The 8,864-nt window shown below is 66.7% G+C and carries 6 protein-coding genes and 1 pseudogene; 2 read left to right on the forward strand and 5 right to left on the reverse strand.

Annotated features, from left to right (window positions below):
* The first annotated feature begins 118 nt into the window (after positions 1 to 118).
* A complete protein-coding gene (locus V2S85_RS26360) occupies positions 119 to 295 on the forward strand; it encodes a hypothetical protein (RefSeq protein WP_330705756.1) in 177 nt (58 codons plus the stop codon).
* A 209-nt stretch (positions 296 to 504) separates the two neighbouring features.
* Positions 505 to 3,006, forward strand: a complete 2,502-nt coding sequence (locus tag V2S85_RS26365; protein ID WP_330705757.1) for a TonB-dependent receptor — start codon at positions 505 to 507, stop codon at positions 3,004 to 3,006.
* Between the two features lie 271 nt (positions 3,007 to 3,277).
* Here V2S85_RS26365 and V2S85_RS26370 read toward each other — a convergent pair whose 3' ends face one another.
* From V2S85_RS26370 to V2S85_RS27350, 5 genes and pseudogenes are all read right to left on the reverse strand, one after another.
* Positions 3,278 to 4,609 carry a HAMP domain-containing sensor histidine kinase gene (locus V2S85_RS26370; protein ID WP_330705758.1) on the reverse strand — a complete coding sequence of 444 codons (1,332 nt, stop codon included), beginning with the start codon at positions 4,607 to 4,609 and terminating at the stop codon, positions 3,278 to 3,280.
* A 13-nt stretch (positions 4,610 to 4,622) separates the two neighbouring features.
* Entirely contained in the window at positions 4,623 to 5,300 is a 678-nt protein-coding gene (locus V2S85_RS26375) for a response regulator transcription factor (RefSeq protein WP_330705759.1), read from the reverse strand.
* A 102-nt stretch (positions 5,301 to 5,402) separates the two neighbouring features.
* Positions 5,403 to 6,416 (reverse strand): 2-hydroxyacid dehydrogenase, encoded by a 1,014-nt coding sequence (locus tag V2S85_RS26380; protein ID WP_330705760.1) that lies wholly within the window; start codon positions 6,414 to 6,416, stop codon positions 5,403 to 5,405.
* A 63-nt stretch (positions 6,417 to 6,479) separates the two neighbouring features.
* On the reverse strand, positions 6,480 to 7,136 hold the full coding sequence (locus tag V2S85_RS26385; RefSeq protein ID WP_330705761.1) for a UPF0149 family protein: 657 nt from the start codon (positions 7,134 to 7,136) through the stop codon (positions 6,480 to 6,482).
* Positions 7,137 to 8,066: 930 nt separating this feature from the next.
* Positions 8,067 to 8,683, reverse strand: a pseudogene (locus V2S85_RS27350) (IS5 family transposase); the annotation flags it as partial.
* Between the last annotated feature and the right edge of the window lie 181 nt (positions 8,684 to 8,864).

Raw genomic sequence — 8,864 nt, forward strand, 5'->3', positions numbered from 1 at the left:
CGAGCATGCCCGCCATCCGACAGGCCATCATTGACCGAATATCAAGACCTCCGCCAGACCAATGCCCTCATTGCGGTGGGAGCCTATCAGTCACGCATTTCAAACTTCTGCCAAAGTAGTGCTAGACTTCGGCGCGGACGATCCGGAGATGCTCCATGTCTCGACCGGCGGCAATGCGCAAGTGCCGGGCGCCGCGGCGGTACTGCGCCTGCCGGTCGCCGTGCCGAGGCTGGCGGGGCCGCTCACCCGGCTTGCTGTGCTCGCCAGATTAGGACTCCGGCATGATCCGCATTAAAACGAGAGCGAAATGATCATCCGCCGCAATTTTTTGACGCCCTCTTCAGGTATAAATAATTTTTAAATTCAGCATCTTGCTGTGAAGATGAGATGAAAATGAAGGTGGCGAGACACAGGTGTCTTCAAACCTCAATATAACTGTCGTGTTGCAGCCATATTGCCGGCCCGAGGCAGACGCATCCTGCCAAAAAAGGGTGGATTTTCATCATGATAACCAAGATTGGCCGCGCGACTCTGCTCGCCGGTACGATGTTCGCCGGTCTGGCCGCATCGAATGCCTACGCCGAAGCGCCCGCAGCGGACACCGCTGCAGCCGATGCCGCCGCAGATTCGGGCCTCGGCGACATCGTCGTCACCGCGACCAAGCGCGAGACCAATCTTCAGGAAACCCCGATCGCCATCGCGGTCGTCAACCAGGCCGCGCTCAAGGACCGCCACGTCCAGAGCCTTTACGACCTTGCCGACGGCGGCGTTCCCTCGCTGCGCGTCGCGACCTTCGAAGCCCGCCAGAGCGCGCTGACGATCGGCATTCGCGGCATCGTCCCGCTCGACGCCAACCAGCCCGCGCGCGAGCAGGGCGTCGGCATCTATGTGGACGGCGTCTACATGGGCCGCCAGCACGGCCTCAACGCCGCGCTGTTCGACGTCGAGCGCGTCGAAGTTCTCAAGGGTCCGCAGGGCACCCTGTTCGGCCGCAACACCGAAGGCGGCGCGCTCAGCATCGTCTCGAAGGCCCCCACCGGTGAATTCGGCGGACGGATCGACGGCGGCGTCGGCAACTACGGCGCCTACAACGGCAGCCTCCACGTCGACCTGCCGGAAATGGCCGGCTTCTCGGTCAAGCTGGATGGCGTGCTGCAGCATCAGGACCCGACCACCAAGAACCCGCTCGAAGGCCAGGCCGGCTTCAACCAGTACCACCGCAAGGGCGGCCGCGTCGCCGTGCGCTGGCAGCCGATCGACGGCATCACCGACGACTTCTCGTACGACGTCGCGCGCGATGCCAACACGCCGTTCTACAGCCAGCTGCTGAACTACAACCCCAACGGCTGCGTCGCCGGCACCCAGGCCGCCAGCGCGGCGTGCACCCTGCCCGGAACCCAGTACACCAACCTCACCGGCACGGTTAAGCCGCTGCTTCCCGGCGTCGTCGTCAACGGCAAGACCCGCATGAAGACCGCCGACATCGGCGTGCCGCAGCAGCCCAGCGTCGACAAGACCCACGGCTTCACCAACGCGCTCAAGTGGGCCGTCTCGCCCGAGATCGAACTGCGCGCGATCACCGCATGGCGCGGCGTCGACGCCACGCAGTGGGACAACTCGGGCGGCGCGCACCGCGTGCCGGTGGTCAACCTGACCGCCGCCTGCACCCAGACCGCACCCTGCGCGTTCAGCCGCTACAGCCTTGCCGACTTGCGCCAGCGCCAGTTCAGCCAGGAACTGCAGGCGGTCGGCACCGTGGGCAAGATCGACTACGTCGCAGGCCTGTTCTACTTCAACGAGCACGTCAGCGACGACGCGGCGACGCCGAACTCGAACGGCGTGTACCTCAACGGCGCGGGCCAGCCGGTCTACACGATCCTCGACAGCTGCACCGGTTCCAGCGGATACGGCTCCGATGTCGGCTGCCGCTCGATCGACCGCGCCTCGGAAGTGTGGTCGAAGAGCTACGCCGCTTACGGCCAGCTGACCTACAACGCGACCGAGCAGCTCCACCTGACCGTCGGCGGCCGCTACACGCATGACGAGAAGAAGGGCGTCCTGCACTACTCGCGCAACGTCAACTACGACGTTGAGACCGGCAAGGCGGACGCGGCCGGCTACAGCCCGCTCGACAAGACGTGGAACCGCTTCAACCCGATGGCGACCCTCGCCTATGACGTGTCGGACGACCTGCACGTCTACGCGAAGTACGCGACCGGCTACCGCGCGGGCGGTGCATCCTCGCGCACCGCGAACTACCAGGCGTTCAATCCGGAAGACGTGAAGTCCTACGAAATCGGCCTGAAGAGCGACTTCTGGGATCACCGCGCGCGCTTCAACCTGGCGGGCTACATCATGGACCGCAAGAACAGCCAGGTCGACATCAGCTCGATCCAGTCGTTCAACGGCTCCAACTACAACAACCTCGTCTCCATCAATGCCCCCGGCACCACCAAGATCCGCGGCATCGAGGCGGACCTGACGCTGGAGCCGATCGATGGTCTGACGCTGAACGCATCCTACGCCTACACCTACACGCACATCCCGCTTGTACCGATCACCTACACCGGCACCAACGGCGCCAGCACCACGGTCGACCAGCAGTTCTACATCGTGTTCACCCCGCGTAACGCGGCGAGCGGCTCGATCGATTACGTGCTGCCGATCGGCCGCAACGACACCAAGCTGAAGTTCCACTTCGACGGCAACTACTCGCAGGCGACCCAGGCCTTCGACCAGTTCGCCACCAAGAACGATGCCTCGCTGATCTTCAACGGACGTATCTCGCTGGCGGACATCGGCGTGGGCAACCAGAAGCTGACGCTGGGCGTGTGGGCGCGCAACCTGTTCAACGAACAGTATGTGTTCCGCCGCGACCCGTCGAACAGCCTGCCGGGCGCGCCGACCACCGACGTGAGCACCGGCTCGATCAACAACATCCTGGGCGATTACGGCAACTTCAACGCGCCGCGCACCTTCGGCCTCGACGCGAGCATCGCGTTCTGACGAGCTTCCCGGAAGCTTCGGCTCCGGGGACGAACGATCACGCGGGAGAGCGCCTTTCCTTCACGATGGGAAAGGCGCTCCAGGTCACCCGCAGATCGAAACTGGATCGGCGTGACGCTCCCCCGCGTCGCGCCGATCTTTTTATGGTGCGCCCCCAACCAATCATCTTCGTCATTGCGAGCGAAGCGAAGCAATCCAGGGCGGTGTAGTGCGGCTCTGGATTGCTTCGCTTCGCTCGCAATGACGATGCAAGGTATCTGATGGGCGGCTTCTAGACCGGTAGCGTGACGCGGATGCGCAGCCCCGGTGCGGCATCCTCCAGGACCAGCGTACCGCCGTGGAGCCGCGCGATGGCATCGGCGAGCGGCAGCCCCAGCCCATAGCCCTCGCCGCGATCGAGGCGTCCAAAGCGGCGCATCACCAGCTTGCGCTGGTCAGCGGCGATGCCCGGCCCGTCATCGGCCACCATCAGCATGACCGCGCGCGCCTGCCGCTCCACCGCGACGCGGATCGTCGTGCCGGGCGGCGTGTGCATGGCCGCGTTCTCCATCAGGTTGACCAGCAGCTGCGACAACAGCTGCCGATCGCCCACCAGCCGCACCGTATCGCGGCGCTCGATCACGATTGCCTGCCCGCGCTCCTGCGCCAGCGGCCGCACGATCTCGACGACTTCGTCCACCAGCACGTCCGGTTCGATCGGCGCGAAGCCTGCGCGGCGCGAGCCGCTTTCGATCTCGGCGATCCGCAGCATCGCGGCGAACATGCCCAGCAGGGTATCCGCCTGTTCGCGCGCCGTCTCCAGCTCCGCGCGGAGCAGCCCGGCGTCCTCGTGCCGCTCCAGCAGGGCCAGCGCATTACGCAGCCGGGCGAGCGGCGTGCGCATCTCGTGCGAGATGTCGTTGGTGACGTTACGAATCTCGGCCATGAGCACGCCGATGCGGTCGAGCATGCGGTTGAACGCCGCCGCCTGCTGGTCGAACTCGCCCCCATCGCCCGCCACCGGGACGCGGGTGGCAAGGTCGCCGTCGATGATGGATTCGGCGGTGCGTCGCATCTCGTCGATACGGCGGCCGACGAGGCCCCGGAACAGCAGCAGCCCGGTCAGCACCACCACCACGATCGCCCCGAAGCCGAGGATGTAGATCAGCTGGCGCGCCGAGCGATAATCGTCGATCGGCTCGGTCTCGGCGAACACGGCCAGGCGCATGCCGCCCGGAATCTCGCGCACGAAGGCCCGTCCGGCGCTGAGCCCCTCGATGCTGTCGGCATCGTCGAGGCTGGAAAAGCCCAGCGGCAGCTTGCGCGTGAAACGGGTATTTCCCGCGATCATGCGGCCCTGCCGGTCGGTCAGCAGGATGCCGAGGTCGGCCGTATCGCGCCGCCCGGTCAGGTCGTCGATCCGCCGATGCAGTTCCTCGCGCCCGACTTCCCCTTCGAGTGGGGCGATCTCGTGGCTTTCGAACTCCACGCGGCGATCCACCAGCGCGTTGATCGTGGATCGGGTAGCGAAGAACGTCCCCAGCCCTGCCGAGGTCGTCACCAGAAAGAACAGCGCAAGGAAGGCGATCGTCAGCCCGCGCAGCGAGCGGGGGACGAACCTCATGCCGCCCGCACCTTCATGCCTGCAGAACGTAGCCGATGCCGCGCACGGTGCCGATCGGATCATCCCCGTGCTGCCCCAGCTTGAGGCGCAACTGGCGAATATGGGCATCGACGATATTGGTCGTCGTCACGAAATCGCGGCCCCAGACCCGCTCGATCAGCATCGGCCGCGTCAGCACCGTGCCCGCATCGCGCGCCAGTTCGAGCAGCAGCTTGAACTCGGTGTGCGACAGGCCCAGTGGCTGCCCCGCCCGCCACGCCGCCATGCGCGAGGGGCTGACGACGATGTCCCCGGCGGCGATCGTGTCCGCCGCCTTGCCAGTAGCCTTGCGCGCGCGCAGCAGCGCCTGCAGCCGCGCGTTCAGTTCCAGCGGATCGACCGGCTTGACCACGTAGTCGTCGGCGCCCGCCTCAAGCCCCTCGACCTTGTCGAGCGTATGACCCAGCGCGGTCAGCATCAGCACCGGCATGTCCATGCCCCGTCCGCGCAGTTCGCGCAGCACCGCGATGCCGTCCATGCCCGGCAGCATCCAGTCGAGCACCAGCACGTCGAACGCCTGCCGACTGACCAGCACCAGCGCCGCGGCGGCATCGCCCACCGCTTCCACCTCGTGCCCGAATTCGGCCATCTGCCGGACGATCTGGCGTTGCAGTTGCCGGTCGTCTTCGACCAGGAGGATTTGCAGGCTCATGAATCAGGCACGCCGATGTTCTGGATTACGCAGGCGGCCATAGCCGCCCCTGTCGGTGCTGACCACAGCGTCGTGCCGCGCCCTGCCACGCACGCACGGCGATCAGGCCGGGCGGACCTGCTCCGGGGTGATGCGGTTCGGCAAGGAGCGCCCGGCCGCGAAATCGGCGACGCTGCGCAGCGTGGTCTCGCCGATCGCGGTGAGCGCCTCCTCGGTGAGAAATGCCTGGTGCCCGGTCATCAGCACGTTGGGGAAGGTCAGCAGGCGCTGCAGCACGTCGTCCTCGACGATCTCGCTCGACAGGTCGTCGAAGAACACGCCCGCCTCCTGCTCGTAGACGTCCAGCGCGACGCCGCCGATGCGGCGCTGCTTGAGCGCCTCGATCAGCGCCGCGGTGTCGATCAGCGCGCCCCGGCTGGTGTTGACGATGACCAGCCCCGGCCGCGCCGCTGCCAGCACGCGGGCGTCGATCAGGTGGCGCGTGCCGGGCGTCAGCGGACAATGCAGCGTGACGATCTCCGCCTCACGCAGCAGCACCTCGCGCTCGACGTAGCGCACGCCGATCGCCTCAAGGCCTGCGTCCACCACCGGATCGCTGGCGAGCACCTCGCACCCGAAGCCCGCCCGCAGCGCGCGGGCCACCAGCGCGCCGATCTGGCCGGTGCCCACCACCCCGGCAACGCGCCCGTGGAGGTTGCGCCCGACCAGCCCGTCGAGCGCGAAGTTGTTCTCCCGCACCCGCGACCAGGCGCGATGGATGCGGCGGTCCAGCGCCAGCAGCAGGCCGATGGTGAATTCCGACACCGCGTGCGGCGAATAGGCGGGCACCCGCACCACCGCGATGCCCAGCGCCTCGGCCGCCGCAAGATCGACGTTGTTGTACCCCGCGCAGCGCAGCGCCAGCAGCTGCACCCCGCCCTCGGCCAGCACTTCCAGCGCGGCGCGGTCGGCGACGTCGTTGACGAAGACGCAGGCCGCTTCGTGCCCCTGCGCCAGCAAGGCGGTCGCGGGCGAGAGCGGGGCGTCGAGGAACGAGAGTTCGAACCCGTGCGCGGCGTTGGCTGCGGTCAGGAACCGGCGGTCGTAGCTGCGGGTGCCGTAGACGGCGATGCGCATGGTCGGTGCTCCTGTAATGGGGCGCCCGACCATAAGGCCATCCGGGAATGCCTCAAGAGCGGATCAGCCGCAGCAGCGCTTGTGCTTCTTGCCCGAGCCGCAGGGGCACGGATCGTTGCGGCCGATCTTGATCGGACGCGGCGGCTGCATAGGCGCCCCGGCCTGCGCCGCCTTGAAAGCGTGTATCCGGGCGATCAGTTCCGGGATCGTCCTTACCGCCGCGTCGCACAGTGCGTTGATCTCCCCGGCATCGAGGCCGCTTTCGTCCCGCGCCACGGCCATGAGGGTGAGCATGTCGCGCAAGGCCGCGCCGGCATCGATCTCCTGCGCCTCGGCCAGCGCATCCCATTCGGCGGGGCGCAGCGCCATCGCCATGGCGACCCCCCCGGTCCATTCCTCCCACAGCACTTCGCCGTTGCGCTCGTCGATGTCGAAGATCGGCTGCGGCTTGCCCCGGCGCAGGTCGCGCAGGATTTCCTCGTATCGGGCGATCACCATGTCGGTGAACAGCGGCACGTCGCTCGGTTCCTCGAACGGCGCGGGCTCACCATAGGCGCCGCCCCAGATCGGCGGCAGCCATTCGTCCGGGGCGATCGCCTGCGGACCGGCGGCGATGCCGGTGAGGTAGCCGTCCAGTTCGGTCAGCAACAGGGGATCGTCCACCGCCAGATCGGCAAGGATACCGTCAAGACGGCGGAAGCGGGAAGGAAACCGGTTCATGCCGCAGCCCATGCCCGCGATCGGCGGCGCGGACAAGACGGGCGGGAGGATACCTTCTCAGAACCGCTGTGTGGTCGACAGCTTGTCCTGCTGGATGCGGTACTCCACCGGCGTGTCGCGGGTCACCGGCACCGTCCAGTCCGCCCCGGCGTAGAGCCGCGTCACCGGCAGGTCGCGGCAGTCGCGCCCATGCGCATCGCACTGGCCGCCTTCGGACATCTCCACGCTGGCGTTCGCACCGTTGTGGAAGACGACCCCTTGCGCGGAGCGGGTCGCGGTGACGTTGCCGGTGATCGCCATGGGCTGCGCGATGATGAGCACGTCGTAGCCGACGAACACCTTCAATGCGGTCTGCTCCGCCTCCACCGTGCCTGCGACCGGGCGGATCGCCAGCCGGAAGACGCGCTCATCGAGGCCGCGCGGAGCGATCAGCGCCACGCGCACGCTCTTGCGCTCGCCCGGCTCCAGCACCAGCTTCTGCGGCGTGACCGGCAGGCCGGTGACGGTGGGATCGGGCGAGTCCACGCGCTTTTCCCCCGGCGTTCCCGGTGTCTGGATCACCGCCGGTCCGGCCACCACGTATTGCCGCTCCTGACCGTCGTTGGCCACTTCGATGTCGTCGCACGGAGGGGTGCCGGGGGCGATATCGACGATCACTTTGTTGAGCGCGATCCCCGCGCGCGCAGGCCCCGCACCGAGTACCCCCGTGAGGATGAAGGCGCCCCCGAACAGGAGGTTAATGGAAGCGGAAGTCTTCTTCATGGGCTGGCTTTCGGCTGCGAGGATGGAGGATGCGGGGCGGCACGTCTGGTCGCCGATGTCGGCATAGCCGCCGACCGGGGCGATCGCGCCGAGCGTCACCGTGCAGGCGGCAGCGCCGCGCCGGCGCACCGTCAGCGTCGCGCCCCGGCTGGTCTGGATGAGGAAGGTCTCGCGGCGGTCGGGCTTGGGCGGGATGATCGGCAGGATGCCCTGTATCAGCAGGTTCTCGCGAACGGCGTCACCATCATAACCCTTGTCGGCGAGCAGGGCCTTGGGCTTGGTGACTGGGATCGCCATCAGAGCATCGACGGCTCCATAATCGGAGGCTTCCCCGCCAGTCAGGACGAAGCCGAGAGGGCGTCCCTGATTGTCACGGCGGGCGTGGACCTTGCACGTAAAGCCGCCGCGTGATCGACCAAAAGCCTGCGCAAAAGCCCCCCTTTTCCGCCCACTGCCGATACATGGCCGCGAACTATGGTGCTGTCGATCATGTGCTGCCAGTCATCCGTCAGTCCCAGTTCGACCAGCGTTGCCAGAATCGCATCCCACACGCCTTGGTCGGCCCAGCGCCGGAACCGCACGTAGACCGAGTTCCATAGGCCGTATCGCTTATGCATGTCGCGCCACGGGCAGCCGACCCGCAACACATGCAGCATACCGTTGAGGAAGCGCCGGTTGTCATGAGCAGGCCGCGATTTGCGGCCTCGCTCCGATGGCAGAAGCCCCGCTATCACATCCCATTCCCCGTCCGTCAGATCACCCCCGAGCCATCGCCACTCCCGCAAAGAGTAGCCTTGAATCAGAACTTAGCCCGCTTGGGAATCCACTTTGTCAACGCAGCCTAGCACTACTTTGGCAGAATTGTGATTTTCGGGATTCCCTGCAGGGGAAATGCGTGATTCATAGGGAGCCAGCTTTGATGGAGGCTGGCGATGGAAGAGGATTGGCAGCGGGATCTCGAGCATT

The organism is Novosphingobium resinovorum (genome assembly GCF_036352595.1).
GTDB classification, from domain to species: domain Bacteria; phylum Pseudomonadota; class Alphaproteobacteria; order Sphingomonadales; family Sphingomonadaceae; genus Novosphingobium; species Novosphingobium resinovorum_B.